The sequence below is a fragment of the Streptomyces sp. NPDC002133 genome (genome assembly GCF_040296405.1).
Lineage (GTDB): Bacteria > Actinomycetota > Actinomycetes > Streptomycetales > Streptomycetaceae > Streptomyces.
Genome location: NZ_JBEOXF010000001.1, coordinates 330,821 through 344,999 on the forward strand (window position 1 = coordinate 330,821; position 14,179 = coordinate 344,999).

Annotated in this window: 14 protein-coding genes and 1 pseudogene; 11 read left to right on the forward strand and 4 right to left on the reverse strand. The window is 71.2% G+C overall.

The window, feature by feature from the left end:
- Window positions 1-74: 74 nt before the first annotated feature.
- Window positions 75-824 carry an SDR family oxidoreductase gene (locus ABT078_RS01405; protein ID WP_351222548.1) on the reverse strand — a complete coding sequence of 250 codons (750 nt, stop codon included), beginning with the start codon at window positions 822-824 and terminating at the stop codon, window positions 75-77.
- Between the two features lie 188 nt (window positions 825-1,012).
- On the opposite strand from ABT078_RS01405, the gene ABT078_RS01410 reads away from it, so the two are divergent.
- The gene (locus tag ABT078_RS01410) at window positions 1,013-1,636 is read left to right on the forward strand and encodes a dihydrofolate reductase family protein (RefSeq protein WP_351222550.1); all 624 of its coding nucleotides are present in this window, start codon (window positions 1,013-1,015) and stop codon (window positions 1,634-1,636) included.
- A gap of 4 nt (window positions 1,637-1,640) precedes the next feature.
- On the opposite strand, the gene ABT078_RS01415 is transcribed toward ABT078_RS01410, so the two are convergent.
- The gene (locus ABT078_RS01415; protein WP_351222552.1) at window positions 1,641-2,933 is read right to left on the reverse strand and encodes a saccharopine dehydrogenase family protein; all 1,293 of its coding nucleotides are present in this window, start codon (window positions 2,931-2,933) and stop codon (window positions 1,641-1,643) included.
- Between the two features lie 113 nt (window positions 2,934-3,046).
- On the opposite strand from ABT078_RS01415, the gene ABT078_RS01420 reads away from it, so the two are divergent.
- Window positions 3,047-3,748 carry a TetR/AcrR family transcriptional regulator gene (locus ABT078_RS01420; protein WP_351222554.1) on the forward strand — a complete coding sequence of 234 codons (702 nt, stop codon included), beginning with the start codon at window positions 3,047-3,049 and terminating at the stop codon, window positions 3,746-3,748.
- A 9-nt stretch (window positions 3,749-3,757) separates the two neighbouring features.
- Here the strand turns inward: ABT078_RS01420 and ABT078_RS01425 are convergent, their stop codons facing one another.
- Window positions 3,758-3,979 carry a hypothetical protein gene (locus tag ABT078_RS01425; RefSeq protein WP_351222556.1) on the reverse strand — a complete coding sequence of 74 codons (222 nt, stop codon included), beginning with the start codon at window positions 3,977-3,979 and terminating at the stop codon, window positions 3,758-3,760.
- A 145-nt stretch (window positions 3,980-4,124) separates the two neighbouring features.
- On the opposite strand from ABT078_RS01425, the gene ABT078_RS01430 reads away from it, so the two are divergent.
- The 7 genes and pseudogenes from ABT078_RS01430 to ABT078_RS01460 form a co-directional block, all read left to right on the forward strand.
- Window positions 4,125-5,366 carry a sensor histidine kinase gene (locus ABT078_RS01430; RefSeq protein WP_351222558.1) on the forward strand — a complete coding sequence of 414 codons (1,242 nt, stop codon included), beginning with the start codon at window positions 4,125-4,127 and terminating at the stop codon, window positions 5,364-5,366.
- Window positions 5,363-6,034 (forward strand): response regulator, encoded by a 672-nt coding sequence (locus ABT078_RS01435; RefSeq protein WP_351222560.1) that lies wholly within the window; start codon window positions 5,363-5,365, stop codon window positions 6,032-6,034. The genes ABT078_RS01430 and ABT078_RS01435 overlap by 4 nt, the downstream gene beginning before the upstream one ends.
- A gap of 228 nt (window positions 6,035-6,262) precedes the next feature.
- The gene (locus ABT078_RS01440) at window positions 6,263-7,339 is read left to right on the forward strand and encodes a hypothetical protein (protein WP_351222562.1); all 1,077 of its coding nucleotides are present in this window, start codon (window positions 6,263-6,265) and stop codon (window positions 7,337-7,339) included.
- Window positions 7,340-7,394: 55 nt separating this feature from the next.
- Window positions 7,395-8,573, forward strand: a complete 1,179-nt coding sequence (locus ABT078_RS01445; protein WP_351222917.1) for a toxic anion resistance protein — start codon at window positions 7,395-7,397, stop codon at window positions 8,571-8,573.
- Window positions 8,570-10,132 carry a substrate-binding and vWA domain-containing protein gene (locus tag ABT078_RS01450; protein WP_502981127.1) on the forward strand — a complete coding sequence of 521 codons (1,563 nt, stop codon included), beginning with the start codon at window positions 8,570-8,572 and terminating at the stop codon, window positions 10,130-10,132. Before ABT078_RS01445 ends, ABT078_RS01450 begins: the two co-directional genes overlap by 4 nt.
- Complete coding sequence (locus tag ABT078_RS01455; RefSeq protein ID WP_351222564.1) at window positions 10,119-10,733, forward strand: hypothetical protein; 615 nt, start codon at window positions 10,119-10,121, stop codon at window positions 10,731-10,733. The genes ABT078_RS01450 and ABT078_RS01455 overlap by 14 nt, the downstream gene beginning before the upstream one ends.
- 78 nt (window positions 10,734-10,811) lie before the next feature.
- A pseudogene (locus tag ABT078_RS01460) lies at window positions 10,812-10,997 on the forward strand (cytochrome P450); the annotation flags it as partial.
- A gap of 22 nt (window positions 10,998-11,019) precedes the next feature.
- On the opposite strand, the gene ABT078_RS01465 reads toward ABT078_RS01460, so the two are convergent.
- A complete protein-coding gene (locus ABT078_RS01465) occupies window positions 11,020-12,030 on the reverse strand; it encodes a Gfo/Idh/MocA family protein (RefSeq protein WP_351222566.1) in 1,011 nt (336 codons plus the stop codon).
- A 167-nt stretch (window positions 12,031-12,197) separates the two neighbouring features.
- On the opposite strand from ABT078_RS01465, the gene ABT078_RS01470 reads away from it, so the two are divergent.
- Entirely contained in the window at window positions 12,198-12,917 is a 720-nt protein-coding gene (locus tag ABT078_RS01470) for a GntR family transcriptional regulator (protein ID WP_351222921.1), read from the forward strand.
- 123 nt (window positions 12,918-13,040) lie between these two features.
- Window positions 13,041-14,036, forward strand: a complete 996-nt coding sequence (locus ABT078_RS01475) for a sugar ABC transporter substrate-binding protein (RefSeq protein ID WP_351222568.1) — start codon at window positions 13,041-13,043, stop codon at window positions 14,034-14,036.
- Window positions 14,037-14,179: the final 143 nt, after the last annotated feature.

Genomic DNA, 14,179 nt, shown 5'->3' on the forward strand with positions numbered 1-14,179 from the left:
GCGCACCGGAACGGCAGCACCGGTGCGCCCCACGCACGTGCACGGACCGCGTGGCCCCACGCACAGGTCTGAGTTCAGGCCGCGTGGCCGCCGTCGACCGACAGCTCGGCGCCCGTGATGTACGCCGCCTCGCCGCCCGCGAGGTAGGCGACCAGCGACGCCACCTCGTCGGGGTCGCCGAAGCGGCCGAGCGCGGTGAGCGCGCTCTGGGCCTGGGCGAACGGGCCGTCGGCCGGGTTCATGGAGGTGTCGACGGGGCCGGGGTGGACGATGTTCGCGGTGATGCCGCGCTCGCCCAGTTCCCGTGCCAGGGCCTTGGTCAGGCCGATCAGCGCGGACTTGCTCATGGCATAGAGAGTCCCGCCCGGGCCGGGCACACGCCGGGTCATGCACGTGCCGATGGTGATGATCCGCCCGCCCTTCTCCATGCGCGCGGCAGCCGCCTGCGAGGCGAGGAAGACGCCGCGTACGTTGATGCCGAGCACATGGTCGACGTCCGCGGGTGACAGGCTCTCCAGTGGGCCGAGCAGGCCCACGCCCACGTTGTTGACCAGCACGTCGAGCCGGCCGAGCTCCGCCACGGCACGCTCCACCGCGCCCGCCGCCTCGACGGCGTCCGCCGCGTCGGCGCGCAGCGCCACCCCGCGCCGGCCGGTCGCCCCGATCCTGCGCACGACCTCGTCGGCGGCCTCCTTGTCCTGGACGTACGTGATGGCTACATCCGCTCCCTCCAGGGCCAGCCGGAGCGCGGTTGCCGCGCCGATCCCGCGGCTGCCGCCGGTCACCAGGGCCACCTTGCCGTTCATCGAAGTCTCCTCGTCCATCGGCGAATGGTGATGACTTCCATGACATCGGGCCGCAGCCCTGGACACCGGCGGCGATCGGACACGGCGATCGGACAGAGCCATCGGACGGCGATCGGACACGGCGATCGGACACGGCGATCGGACACGGCGATGAGTTCCGGCCGAGGATGGAGTCAGAGCTCGTAGACCGAGGAAAGGAATCCCCCATGGCCAAGCTGACCCTGACCCAGTTCCTGTCGCTCGACGGCGTCTGCCAGGCACCCGGCGGCCGGAACGAGGACACCCGCGGCGGCTTCGAGCACGGCGGCTGGAGCTTTCCGTTCGCGGACGAGGACTTCGGCGCCTTCATCGACGGGGTCTTCGACCGCGTCGGGGCCTTCCTCCTCGGCCGCCGGACGTACGAGATCTTCTCCGGCTACTGGCCGCAGGTGACCGACGACAACGATCCGATTGCCTCCCGCCTCAACTCCCTTCCCAAGTACGTGGTTTCCACGACCCTGGAGAAGGCCGACTGGAACAACTCCACGATCATCTCCGGCAATGTCGCCGACGAGGTGGCCCGGCTCAAGAGGGAGCTCGGCGACGGCGAGCTCCAGATCCACGGCAGTGGTGCGCTCGCCCGGTCCCTGATGGCCCACGACCTCATCGACGAGTTCCATCTGCTGGTCTTCCCCGTGGTGCTGGGCTCGGGCCTGAGGCTGTTCGCCGACGGAACGATGCCCACGCGCCTCACGCTCGACTCGTCCTCAACCACCGGTACGGGCGTGGCCATCCACACCTACCGGACCGCCGGCCGGCCCGAGTACGGCACGTTCGGACTCCCCGAGTGAGGAGTCACCGGACACGGTGACAGCTCCTGTCGGCCGTGAGGTGCTGCTCATGCTCCCGCATGCCCCACGGGGAGCCGTATTCCGTGAGCAGATCGAGGAACGGCCTGGGTGCGAAGGCCTCCGGTCCCAGCACCCCCGCCTCTGACCACGCGCCGGTCGCCACGAGCTCCAGGGCGACGACGGGATTGACGGCGGTCTGCCAGACCACGGCCTGGGATCCGTACTCCTTCATGGACCACTCGTTGTCGACCACGTGGTACAGGTACACCTCCCGCGGCCGGCCGTCCTTGCGCCCCTTGACCCAGGTGCCCGCGCAGGTCTTGCCGCGCATCCGGTCCCCGAGTGTGGCCGGGTCGGGCAGACACGCCGCGACGACGTCGCGGGGCGACACGCGCACCGGCCCCTCGGGCCCGGGCACCGTGACGGGTTCCGTCCGGTCCAGGCCCACCTGGTGCAGCACCCGCAGGGTGTTGATGAAGTCGCCGCCGAGCCCGTACTTGAAGGTGACGCGACCGGCGTCGACCCAGCGGGGGATCAGCAGGACCTCCTCGTGCTCGACGTTGACGCACTCGACCGGTCCGATGCCCTCCGGGAAGTCGAAGACCTCCGGCTCGGTGAAGGGGTCTGTCGTGAACCAGCCGCGGTCCTTCTCGTAGACCACCGGCGGATTGAGGCACTCCTCGATCGTGGTCCAGATGTTGAACGAGGGGGCGAAGTCATAGCCGTCCACGGTCAGATCGGCACCGTCACGTACCCCGATCTCCTCGATGGTGTCGAACAGTTCGTCGGCGGCGTACCGGGCGAACACATCGGAGAGCCCGGGCTCCACGCCCATGCCGACGAGCGCGAGCCTGCCGCTCTGCTCCCAGGCGTCCGCCAGCAGGAACTGCTCGTCCCCGAGCTTGACCCCGCACTCCTCGTACGGGCGCTCCGCATGCGGCCGCGACAGCGACATCGCCATGTCCAGGTAGTGGGCACCGGCGGCGAGGGCCGCGCGGAACAGCGGCATGACGAAGCGCGGATCGGTCGCGTTGAGCAGGACGTCACAGCGTTCCCGTACGAGCAGTTCCGTGACCGCCGACTCGTCCGAGGCGTCGATGCGGGTGGCGGCGAAGCGGCCCTCCTGCCGGGCGGTGCCCGCGCCCGCCGTCCCGGGAGCGGCGAGAGCCGCCACGGCCGCCTCGGCGCGCGACACGTCGTAGTCCGCGACGACCATGTGCTCGAAGAATCCACGGCGAGCGGCGATCCGGGTGACGGCTGTCCCCACTCCACCGGCGCCGACCAGCAAGATGCGCATAACGAGGTCCTTCCCTCTTCCCGGGGACACTCCCGGCCCCCGATGAAACTCACCGGGGACTGATAGCGTCAATGGTGTTGGCATAAGCTCGGCGACGTGCGAAGGGGCAGGCCGTGCCCAAGAAGGTGGTCCCGGACTCCGAGCGGCGACGGCGCCGCCCGACGAAGACCGGTGTGGTTCTTTCGGAGCAGCTGATCGTGACGACGGCGCTGCGCATGCTGCGCGAGCACGGCAGCGAGGGACTGACCGCACGCCGGCTCGGGGCGGCGTTGGGGGCGGATCCGAGCACCCTCTACCGCTACTTCCGCGGCATGGACGAGTTGACGCTGGCGGTCGGCGACGAGCTGACCGGACGTGCGCTGCGCGGCTGGTCGGCCACGGCGGACTGGCAGGCGGACCTGCGGGACCTGGGGCTGCGCATTCACGCCGCCTATCTGGCGCATCCCCAGGCGGCGGTGCTGACCGCGAGCCGGGTCTCCGGACGCGCACATGAGATCGCCTCGGACGAGATCATCCTGGGAGTACTGCACCGCGCAGGCTTCCCGACGCCCGCCGCAGTGCGTATCTACCACTGCTTCATCGACCAGACGCTGGCCTTCGCGGCGCTTGACGCCGCCGCGCTGGCGCTGCCCGAGGCGGCCCGCCGGGCCGACGAGGCCGTATGGCAGGCCACGTACGCCCGGCTGCCGGCGGACACGCACCCCCATATCGCGCCCGCGGCCCCCCATCTGATCGCGGAGATGAACATCAGCGCCTATCCGGGGGCGCTCGACATGCTCATCGCCAGTGCCGCGGCCCAGCTCGCGGCGTTGTGACCGCACAGGTCAGGTGCGGCGGCTCCGGTCCGCGATCATCAGGAACGCGAAGCCGAGCACCGTGACCACGATGTGCGCATAGAGCTCCCTGCCCTCCAGGAAGCCGATCGGCTCGATGAGCCACCGGGTGAAGCCCATCAGCGCGAACCAGCCCCCGGTCAGCTGGCGCAGCACCCCGCAGACGCCCACGACGAGCAGTGCCATCCCGATGAACTCCAGAAGCTTCTTCATACCGTGATCGTCGCCCCGCCGGACAACGTGCCGCGTCCGTCGACGGCATGCACCGCTGCGTCCAAAGTCCGAGACCGCGTGACTTTGGTAGCTGTCGACGCTCGCGCGGCGATGCCGGGCCCCTCAGCTGCGTAGATTTGTCGATATGACGCGTACGGAGTACTCCTGGCTGCTGCCGTCGGCCATCGCCGGCCCTCCGGACCCGGAGCTTCCGGGCGACCGGGGTCGTGAGCGTCCCCGTCGGACCGTGCGCGACTGGGTCGTGGACACCGTCGCGTTCCTGTTCGCTGCCGTCATCGGGCTCCTCGCGGCGGAGGCGGGCAAGCAGGCCGGCAACGCCGAGGTCGTCGTCATCGCCGACCAGCTGATCGGCGCGGCGGCCTGCTGTGCGGTGTGGTTGCGGCGGCGCTGGCCCGTGGGGCTCGCCGCCGTGCTCATCGCCGTCGGCCTCGTCGTTCCCGTCGCGGGCGGCGCGATGCTCGTGAGCCTGTTCAGCCTGGCCGTGCACCGGCCGTTCCGTCCGGTCGCCGTGCTGGGTTCCCTCGCGGTGGTGTGCGCGGTGGCCACGGCGTTCGTGCGGCCCGATCCCGATCCGAACGTCACCGCACTGGTCAACATCGTCGCCGGGATCGTCCTTGTGCTGCTGGCGATCGGCTGGGGGATGCTCGTACGCTCCCGTCGCCAGCTTGTCGTGGCCCTCCGCGATCGCGCCCACCGGGCCGAGGCGGAGGCGGAGCTGCGCGCCCAGCAGGCGCAGCGCCTCGCGCGCGAGGCCATCGCCCGCGAGATGCACGACGTCCTCGCGCACCGGCTGACCCTGCTCTCCGTGCACGCCGGCGGGCTGGAGTTCCGTCCCGACGCGCCGCCGGCCGAGATCGCCCGCGCCGCCGGCGTCATCCGCGACAGCGCCCACGAGGCGCTCCAGGACCTGCGCGAGATCATCGGCGTACTGCGCGCGCCGGGCGAGGGCGACGGAGACGAGGGGGACCGGCCGCAGCCCACGCTCGCGACCCTCGGCGCACTCGTCGAGGAGTCCCGGCGCGCGGGTATGAGGATCACCCTCGACAACCGCGTCGCCGACCCCGCCGCGACCCCGGCCGCAACCGGACGTACCGTCTACCGCATCGCCCAGGAAGGCCTCACCAACGCCCGCAAGCACGCCCCGGGAGCCGAGGTGACGGTCTCCCTGGGCGGGGGCCCCGGGGACGGTCTCACCGTCGAGGTGCGCAACCCGGCCCCGGCAGGCGCGGTGACCGAGGTGCCCGGTTCCGGCCAGGGCCTGATCGGCTTGACCGAACGCGCGACGCTCGCGGGCGGCAGCCTGGAGCACGGGAAGACGGCCGACGGAGGGTTCATGGTCCGATCCTGGCTACCGTGGCCCTCATGACCATCCGGCTGCTCATCGTCGACGACGATCCCCTCGTCCGCGCGGGACTCACCTTCATGCTCGGCGGGGCCGAGGACATCGAGATCGTCGGGGAGGCCGCCGACGGCTCCGAAGTCACCGCGCTCGCCGACCGGTTGCGGCCCGACGTGGTCCTGATGGACATCCGGATGCCCGTGGTGGACGGACTCACCGCCACCGAACGGCTCCGGGCCCGCGCCGAGGCGCCCGAAGTCGTCGTCCTCACCACCTTCCACGCCGACGAGCAGGTCCTGCGCGCGCTGCGGGCCGGGGCGGCGGGGTTCGTGCTGAAGGACACCCCGCCCGCCGACATCGTCGCGGCCGTGCGCCGCGTCGCGGCGGGGGACCCGGTGCTGTCGCCGGCCGTCACCCGCCGGCTGATGACCCGGGTCGCGGCCACCGCGCCCGACGACCGCGCCGGGCGGGCCCGGGTCCGGCTCGACGCACTGGCCGAGCGGGAACGCGAGGTCGCCGTGGCGGTCGGCCGGGGCCACTCGAATGCGCAGATCGCGGCCGCGCTGTACATGAGCGTGCCGACCGTGAAGACGCACGTCTCCCGCATCCTGGCCAAGCTCGGCCTGAACAACCGTGTCCAGATCGCGCTGCTGGTGCACGACGCGGGGCTGCTGGACGAGGACGCGGCGCAGTAGGCCGCGCTGGTGCTCCGGTCCGACCCGATCCCGGCGTACGCAAGGTCCCGGAAGCGCTGAGGGCGGATCACCCCGAGCTCCGCTTCCGGCCCGTCGTCCGCACCACCATGAAGACGGTGCTCCCCTGGGGACCGGCCAACGCGGCCCGTTTCTTACTGGGATGAGCCGTTCACCTCCACGACACCCCAGCCCACCTGGAATGTTCGATTCCGTGAGCATGCTGCACCCGTGAGACGCATCGTGGGAATCGTCCTGGCGGTGCTGCTGATCGGCGGTGTGGCAGTAGCCGTCGTGGCAGGCCGGGAAAGCCAGGGCACGGGCACGGCAACGAAGACCGTGCGCGGAGTGATCGGGTCGGAGAAGGCGGAGTTCTTCGCCGATCCCGAGGTGGTGAAGAGCCTGGCTGCCAAGGGCTTCACCGTGAAGACGGAGACGTCCGGCTCCTGGGACATGGAGCAACTTCCCCTGGCCGGTTACGACTTCGCCTTCCCCGCCTCCAAGGCACCGGCCGACGAGCTGCGCGGGAAGTCGAAGATCCAGGGCGCGCCGCTGCGGCCCTTCTACTCGCCCCTCGTCGTGGTCGCCCACCGCAAGGCCGCCGAGATCCTCGCCGGCAACGGGCTCGCCACGCTGAGCGGCAAGGCCACGGGGACCCTGCGCATGGGTCCGTACCTCGACGCGGCGAAGGCCGACCGGACCTGGCAGCAGCTCAAGGGGTCCGCCGGACACGCCGAGCTGAGCGGCACGGTGTTCATCAGCAGTACCGATCCGCTCGCCTCCAGCTCCGGGGCGCTGTATCTGGCCGCGGCCTCGTACGTCGCCGACGGCGGAAAGGTCGCGGCGGACGACGCCGCGGTCGCGCGCACCGCGCCGCTGCTGAAGAAGCTGACCTCGGTGCAGGGTGCACAGCAGACCAGCTCCGACGCGCCGTTCCGGGACTTCATCAGCGGGGTCGGCAATCCGCTGGTGCTCGTGTACGAGTCGCAGGTCGCCTCACTGCTGCTGCAGAAGCAGGACGTCGGGGACCTGGTGGTGCTCTACCCGGACACCACCGTCTCCAGCGACCACACCCTCGTACCGCTCACGGAGAGCGGTCGTGAGCTGGGCGAACTGCTCGCGACGGACAAGTGGCTGCGGGAGCTCGCGGTACGGCACGGATTCCGGCCGCAGGGGGCGGCCGCCGAGTTCACCGCCGCGACCGCGGCGCACACCGACTATCTCAACCAGAAGCTGACCGGAGTCCGCCAGGCGCCCGTGCCCACCTCCAAGGTGCTGCACACGATGGCGCAGCGGGCTCGGTCGTAGGGGGGCCGACATGACCGAGAGAAGTACCGGGAACAGCACCGGTAACAGCACCGAGATGAGCATCGGGAACAGCGGCGACGCACTCGTTCTCACTCCGCCGGAGCCCGTCGCCCCGGTCCGTGCCGAACAGGCCACCGGGCTCGTACCGCTGGACGACTCCGTGCGGGACGAGATGACGCGACGCGCTGATGAGTACGTCGGCTCGCTGGCCGGGCTGGACGCCCGTTCCCCCGAGTTCGCCGGCCGGATCGGGGAGATCGCGGGGCTCGGCGCGGGCGAGATCCGCAGCGCCGCGCAGCAGTCCAACCGGATGCTGGACCGTACGGTCCGCTCGCTCGCGGGCAGCGGTGAGGACGCCCCGTCACGGGTCGCCTCCTCGCTCGTCGAACTGCGGCGCACGGTCGAGGACCTGGACCCGCGGGACGCGCCGGGCAAGGGCGCGCGAAAGTTCCTGTCCAGGCTGCCGGGCGGGAACAGGTTCCGCGACCACGTCGCCAGGTACGCCTCGTCGCAGACGACGCTGAACAGGATCGTGGGCGCCCTGCGCGGCGGCCAGGACGAACTGCGCCGCGACAACGCCGCGCTGCACACCGAGCGGGCCCGGCTCTGGGAGACGATGGGCAAGCTCCAGGAGTACACAGTCCTCACCGACGCCCTCGACGCCGCCGTCGAGCAGCGCATCGCCGCCACCCCCGACCCGGTCCAGGCGGACGCCCTGCGCGCCGACGTGCTCTTTCCGGTCCGGCAGAAGCACCAGGACCTGCTCACCCAGCTCGCGGTGTGCGCACAGGGGTACCTGGCCATGGACGTCGTGCGCCGCAACAACGAGGAGCTCATCAAGGGCGTCGACCGCGCGGCGACCACCACGGTCTCGGCGCTGCGCATCGCCGTGATGCTGTCCTCCGCGCTGGAGAACCAGCGCAAGGTGACCGAGCAGGTCAACACGCTGCGCGCGACCACCGAGGACCTGATCCGGGGCAACGCGGAGATGCTCGCCACCCAGAGCGGCGAGATCCAGCGGATCGCCGCCGACCCGGCGGTCGGCGCGGAGACCCTGCGGACGGCGTTCCAGCAGATCTACCGGACCCTCGACGCGATCGACACGTACAAGGTCCAGGCGACGGAGTCGATGGCGGCGACGGTCGAGTCCCTGACGGCGGAACTCCAGGCGGCGAGCACGCATCTGGAGCGAACGCGCCGTTCGGGCGCGCTGGAAGGCGGTGGTCTCGCATGACGATCCGGACGAGTACGCGTACGGGGGTGTGGGCCGCCGTGACCGCCCTGGCCGTCATGGTCACGGCGGGGTGCGGGAGCGACGCGCCCGACAAGCAGCCCGACACCACCTACCGGCCCGGCACCCTGAGGGTTCTCGCGAGCAGCGAGCTCTCCGACATGAAGCCCGTCCTGGACGCGGCCGCGAAGGCGACCGGGGTCACCGTGCGGCCCACGTGGGCCGGGACGCTCGATGCCGTCGAGCAGGTCGCGTCGGGGAAGGCGGACGGGAAGTACGACGCCATCTGGCTGTCGTCCAACGACTATCTGCGGCTGCGGCCCGAGAGCGCGGGCCGGATCAGCAGCGAGACGCCCGTCATGACGTCGCCGGTCGCGATCGGGGTCAAGCCCGAGAAGGTACGGCAGCTCGGGTGGAAGCCGGAGTCCGTCACCTGGTCGCAGCTGCACAAGGCCGTCGCGGACGGACGCCTGACCTACGGAATGACCGACCCCGAGCGGTCCAACTCCGGCTTCTCGGCGCTGATCTCGGTGGCCTCCGGCCTCTCGGGCGCGCAGTCCGCGCTCACCGAGGCCGACGTGGCCAAGGCGACCCCGCAGCTGAAGGAGTTCTTCGCCGGGCAGAAGCTGACCTCCGGCTCCTCCGGCTGGCTCGCCTCCGCGTACGAGCGGCGGGGGACGGTGGACGCGCTCGTCAACTACGAGTCCGTGCTGATGTCCACGAAGCTGACCGTGATCCGCCCTCAGGACGGTGTCGTGACGGCCGACTACCCGTTCACGCTCCTCACCTCGGCGCCCCAGGAGGCGCGCGAGTCCGGCAGGACGCTCACCGACTACCTGCGCGGGCCCGAGGCGCAGAAGGCGATCACGGAGAAGACGTTCCGCCGCCCGGTCGTTACATCCGTACGGCCGGCGGCCGGTCTGGCCCTGGACCAGCGGCGCGAACTGCCCTTCCCCGGCAGCCGGTCCGTCGCGGACGGGCTTCTGGACTCGTACGAGAACAAGCTGCGCCGGCCGTCCCGCACGGTGTACGTCCTCGACACCTCCGGGTCGATGGAGGGCGAGCGGCTGGAGGGTCTGAAGGCGGCGCTGGTGGAGCTGACCGGAGATTTCCGGGACCGCGAGGAGGTGACGCTGATGCCGTTCGGCTCGCAGGTGAAGCGGCAGCTCACGCACACGCTCGACCCGGCCGACCCGGACGCGGGACGGGACGCGATCCGCAAGGCCGCGGAGCAGCTCTCGGCGCATGGCGGCACGGCGATCTTCGGCAGTCTGCGGGACGCCTACGCCTACCTGGGCCGGGGGTCCTCCGAGGACGCGTTCACCTCGGTGGTCCTGATGACGGACGGGGAGAACACGACCGGGGCCTCGGCCGAGGACTTCGAGGCGTACTACGGGGGGCTGCCGGCCGAGCAGCAGCACACGCCCGTCTTTCCCATCTTCTTCGGCGACTCCGACCGCGGAGAGCTGAACCGGATCGCCGAGCTCACCGGCGGGCGGCTCTTCGACGCGGAGAAGGACTCGCTGGAAGGCGCCTTCGAGGAGATCCGTGGCTACCAGTAGCAGCCGGGTGCTCGGCTATCTCGAGTCCAGGAAGAACCTCGCAGGGAGCGCGTGCGGGCTGCTCGGGCTCGGGCTGACGTTCGCGGGAGTCGCGGGCGCGTACTGGCCCGTCGTCATCGCCGGGCTGTACGGGGCGGGCGCGCTGATCGCGCCACCGGAGCGGCCGAAGGCGCCCGGCTTCCCGGAGCCCGCCCAGCAACTGGATGCTCTGCGCGGCGACTTCGGGCGGCTGCAGGGCTACCTCGCGGAGGTGGACCTGCCGCCCGCCGCGGCCGGCCGGCTCACCGAGCTGGACGCGCTGCTTGCCGCGCTGCTGGAGCCCGGGTGGGTCGCCGACGCGCTCGCCACCGATCCGGAGGCGGTGCACGCGCTGTCCCGCGCGATCCGGCAGGACATCCCCGAGTCGGTCGACACCTACACCCGTACCCGGTGGTGGACCCGGCTCAATCCGGGGAGCGAGCCACCGGAGCGGCACCTGGAGCGCCAGCTCGGCCTTCTGCACACGGAGGCCGAAGCCATGGCGTCCGCCCTGCGCGAGCAGGAGGCGCGACGCCAGCAGACCCACACGCGCTACCTGGAGGACCGCGGCCACGGCGCCTGACGGAGAGACGACGTCTTCGACCAGCGGGCACCCACCACGATCCGGTCCGTCCGGCGTTCGACGACGGACACGCGGGCTCTCGCCTTCGGGCACGGCATCCACTACTGCCTGGGGGCGCCACTGGCGCGGCTGGAGACGGGCATCGCGATCCGGACCCTGCTGGAGCGCTGCCCCGGCCTCGCCCTCGATCCCGAGGGCGGGCCGTTCGACTGGCTGCCGGGCATGCTCATTCGCGGTGTCCGCCGCCTGCCCGTCAGATGGTGACGTTCCTGCGACGCCGGGTCCCTCAGCCGTCCAGCCCCGGGATCTCCTCGATTCGTACCGGTCTGTGCTCCCGCCGCGACACTTCGCAGGCCTCGGCCACACGCAGCGCCTCCAGCGCCTCACGGCCGTCGCACGGGTTGGCCAGTTCACCGGCGGCGACCTGGATGAAGGCGTCCAGCTCGGCCTCGTACGCCGTGGCGAAGCGCTCCAGGAAGCCGGGCCAAGGCTTGTCGGCGGGGGGCGGGCCCTGCGGCTCGGTGGAGGTGATCGGCGTACGGTCGTCGAGGCCGACGGCGACCGTGTCCAGTTCGCCGCAGAGCTCCATGCGGACGTCGTAGCCCGCGCCGTTGCAGCGCGTCGCCATGGCGGAGACCAGCACTCCGTCGTCCAGCGTCAGCACCGCCGCCGCGGTGTCGACGTCGCCCGCTTCACGGAACATCGCGGGCCCCGCGTCCGAGCCGGTGGCGTACACGTCGACGATCTCGCGGCCCGTGATCCAGCGCAGGATGTCGAAGTCATGGACCAGACAGTCGCGGTAGAGACCGCCGGACAGCGGCAGATACGCGGCGGGCGGCGGAACCGGGTCCGCCGTGATGGCCCGTACGGTGTGGAGCCGGCCGAGGCGTCCCGAGCGCACCAGCTCTCGGGCCGTGCCGTACCCCGCGTCGAATCGGCGCATGAAGCCGAGCTGGAGCACGGTGCCCGCGCTGTCCACCTCGCGCAGCGCGCCCAGGGTCCCCGGCAGGTCGAGGGCGATCGGTTTCTCGCAGAAGGCGGGCAGTCCGCTGCGGGCCGCCCGGCCGATCAGATCGGCGTGGGCGGCGGTGGCGGAGGCGATGACGACGGCGTCGACGCCCCAGGTGAATACCTCGTCGACGGAGGGGGCCGCGGTGGCACCGATGCGGTCCGCGACCTCACGCGCCCGTTTGGCGTCGGTGTCGGCGACCACCAGGGAGCCGACCTCGCGGTGACGGCTGAGGACGCCCGCGTGAAAGGCGCCGATACGTCCGGTTCCGATGAGTCCGATGCGCATGGCCCCAAGGTGGAGTCCGCCCCGCGACCCTGTCAAGCATTTGTCCTGACAATCGAACCGTGCAACTTCCGGTCATCAAACCCTGCGACTACGCTCGCAACGTGCCCAAACAGCCCAGAGACGCGACGAGAGACACGACGGAAGCCACCGTTTCGCTCCAGCTCGGCGTGGACCGCACCAGCCCCGTCCCGCTGTATTTCCAGCTCTCCCAGCAGCTGGAGGCGGCCATCGAGCACGGCACGCTCACCCCGGGCAGCCTGCTCGGCAACGAGATCGAGCTGGCCGGCCGGCTGGGCCTGTCCCGGCCGACCGTGCGGCAGGCCATCCAGTCACTCGTCGACAAGGGGCTGCTGGTGCGCCGCCGGGGCGTGGGCACCCAGGTCGTGCACAGCCAGGTCAAGCGGCCGCTGGAGCTGAGCAGCCTCTACGACGACCTCGAGGCGGCCGGCCAGCGCCCGGCGACCCGCGTGCTGCAGAACACCGTCGAGCCCGCGACCGCGGAGGTCGCCGCCGCGCTCGGGGTGCCGGAAGGCAGCGACGTCCACATGATCGAGCGGCTGCGGTACGCGCACGCGGAGCCGATGGCCCATCTGCGCAACCATCTGCCCGCCGGGCTGCTGCCCCTGGACAGCGAGCAGCTGGAGTCCACCGGGCTCTACCGCATGATGCGGGCCGCGGGCATCACGCTGCACAGCGCCCGCCAGTCGGTCGGGGCCCGTGCCGCGACCGCCGACGAGGCCGAGCGGCTGGGCGAGGAGACGGGCGCGCCGCTGCTGACCATGCAGCGGACCACCTTCGACGACACCGGGCGCGCCGTCGAGTTCGGCTCGCACGTCTACCGGGCCTCGCGGTACGCCTTCGAGTTCCAGCTCCTCGTCAGGCCGTAGGGTCCGTATTCCGTGCACCGGCATGCGTAAGAATGTTCGGACAAAGCATTGACGGGTCGGCGCCGCCGACGTAAAAACTCACCCAGCCGCAATCGGGCGGCCGGGAGAGAAGGCGGACACCCCATGCGTACACCCCGCACGGCAGCAGTCCTGCTCGCCGCACTCGCACTCGCCGTGGCCGGATGCAGCAGCTCCGGCGGCAAGGACTCCGAGGAGAAGCCCGAGGGCGGGGGAGGCGGCGGCAAGCCCGCCACGACCGAGCGGCTGAAGATCGCGATGGTGACCCACTCCGGCGAGGGCGACACCTTCTGGGACATCGTCCAGCGCGGCGCCAAGGACGCGGCGGAGAAGGACAACGTCGAGTTCCTCTACGCGGCGAACAAGGAGGGCAAGGAGCAGGCCCAGCTCGTCCAGACCTACATCGACCAGAAGGTCGACGGCATTGTCGTCACCCTCGCCAAGCCCGAGGCGGTCAGGGACGTCGTCAAGAAGGCGGTCGCCGCCGGGATACCCGTCGTCACCATCAACTCCGGCGGGCAGTTCTCGGCCGAGGTCGGCGCGCTCAGCCACATCGGCCAGGACGAGTCCGTGGCCGGCGAGGCCGTCGGTGACGAGCTCAACAAGCGCGGGAGGAAGAAGGCGGTCTGCGTCATCCACGAGCAGGGCAACGTCTCGCTCGAGGACCGCTGTGCGGGAGTGAAGAAGACCTTCGAGGGGACCGTCGAGAACCTCAACGTCGACGGCACCAACATGCCCGCCACCACCTCCTCCATCGAGGCGAAGCTGCAGAGCGGGAAGGACATCGACGCGGTCGTCACTCTCGGCGCGCCGTTCGCCGCCGCCTCCGTCCAGGCCAGGCAGAGCGCCGGCAGCACGGCGGAGATCGACACCTTCGACCTCAACGCCGAGGTCGTCAAGCGCCTCAAGGCCAAGGAGGTCGGCTTCGCCGTCGACCAGCAGCCGTACCTCCAGGGCTACCTCGCCGTCGACGAAATGTGGCTCAACAAGACCAACGGCAATGTCATCGGCGGCGGCAAGCCGGTCCTCACCGGACCCGCGCTCGTGACCGAGAAGGACGTGCCCGCCCTCGAGAAGCTCACGGCCGACGGCACCCGATGACGTCCGTCCGGCGTCCGATGGGCTGCGCCCGGCGTCCGATGGCGTCCGTCCGGCGTCCGATGGGCTGCGCCCGGCGTCCGATGGCGTCCGTCCGGCGTCCGATGGGCTGCGCCCGGCGTCCGATGGCGTCCGTCCGGCGTCCG

What these genes read in the sequence shown, in the direction of transcription:
- ABT078_RS01435 (WP_351222560.1), top strand. Translation starts at nt 5,363, where the DNA reads ATGACCATCCGGCTGCTCATCGTCGACGACGATCCCCTCGTCCGCGCG.
- ABT078_RS01430 (WP_351222558.1), top strand. Translation starts at nt 4,125, where the DNA reads ATGACGCGTACGGAGTACTCCTGGCTGCTGCCGTCGGCCATCGCCGGC.
- ABT078_RS01405 (WP_351222548.1), bottom strand. Translation starts at nt 824, where the DNA reads ATGGACGAGGAGACTTCGATGAACGGCAAGGTGGCCCTGGTGACCGGC.
- ABT078_RS01415 (WP_351222552.1), bottom strand. Translation starts at nt 2,933, where the DNA reads ATGCGCATCTTGCTGGTCGGCGCCGGTGGAGTGGGGACAGCCGTCACC.
- ABT078_RS01425 (WP_351222556.1), bottom strand. Translation starts at nt 3,979, where the DNA reads ATGAAGAAGCTTCTGGAGTTCATCGGGATGGCACTGCTCGTCGTGGGC.
- ABT078_RS01450 (WP_502981127.1), top strand. Translation starts at nt 8,570, where the DNA reads ATGACGATCCGGACGAGTACGCGTACGGGGGTGTGGGCCGCCGTGACC.
- ABT078_RS01475 (WP_351222568.1), top strand. Translation starts at nt 13,041, where the DNA reads ATGCGTACACCCCGCACGGCAGCAGTCCTGCTCGCCGCACTCGCACTC.
- ABT078_RS01465 (WP_351222566.1), bottom strand. Translation starts at nt 12,030, where the DNA reads ATGCGCATCGGACTCATCGGAACCGGACGTATCGGCGCCTTTCACGCG.
- ABT078_RS01410 (WP_351222550.1), top strand. Translation starts at nt 1,013, where the DNA reads ATGGCCAAGCTGACCCTGACCCAGTTCCTGTCGCTCGACGGCGTCTGC.
- ABT078_RS01445 (WP_351222917.1), top strand. Translation starts at nt 7,395, where the DNA reads ATGAGCATCGGGAACAGCGGCGACGCACTCGTTCTCACTCCGCCGGAG.